This is a genomic window from Haloechinothrix sp. LS1_15, assembly GCF_033042135.1.
Classification (GTDB): domain Bacteria; phylum Actinomycetota; class Actinomycetes; order Mycobacteriales; family Pseudonocardiaceae; genus Haloechinothrix.
On sequence record NZ_WBXM01000032.1, the window covers coordinates 1 to 735 of the forward strand.

General features: G+C 65.6%; 1 protein-coding gene. It reads left to right on the forward strand.

The annotated features are described in order from the left end of the window. Positions 1-735: RHS repeat-associated core domain-containing protein (locus F8178_RS20360; RefSeq protein WP_317496470.1), on the forward strand; the 735-nt coding region annotated here is incomplete at both ends.

A 735-nucleotide genomic window follows, 5' to 3' on the forward strand; every position in this document is an offset into this window, starting at 1 on the left:
ATCGCCTATGGCTATGACGAGGCTGGGCGGCTGAGGTCGAAGGACACCAGTGGTGTGGCTGGTGCGGGGCGGAATTCGTACGGCTATGACGATGCGGGCAGGCTCGTCTCGTGGGATGACGGTGACACGACTGTCGATTACACCTGGGACGGTGCGGGCAATCTCGTTGGTCGTGGTGGGGAGTCGGCGGAGTTCGATGAGCGCAACCGGTTGCTGGCGCATGGGGATACGGAGTATTCCTACACCCCGCGCGGGACGATGGCCGAGCGCATCGAGGGTGGCGAGGTCACCGAGCTGGTGTTCAACGCCTTCGACGAGTTGGTCTCCGATGGCGACACCGAGTACGTCTACGACGCGCTGAACCGGCTGGTCTCCCGGGGCGACCGTGATCTGGCGTATGTGGGGCAGAGCCTGGACATCGCCAGCGATGGCCTCAGCGAGTATTCCTACACCCCAGGTGGGCATCTGTTGGGTGCTGGTGGCCGGCTGGGGTGGTCCGACCGGCACACCGATCTGGTGGGGCTGGTCGATCCGGAGGCCGGTGAGCTGGCGGGTTCGCGTACGTTCGATCCGTTCGGCGAGGTGCTGGCCAGCGAGGGCGACGACCCGGATCTGGGTTTTCAGGGGCAGTTCACCGATCCGGACTCGGGCAACGTGAATATGGGTTCCCGCTGGTACCAGCCGGGCACAGGCACGTTCGCCTCGCGGGATGCAGCGGCCCTGGATCCGCGGGAT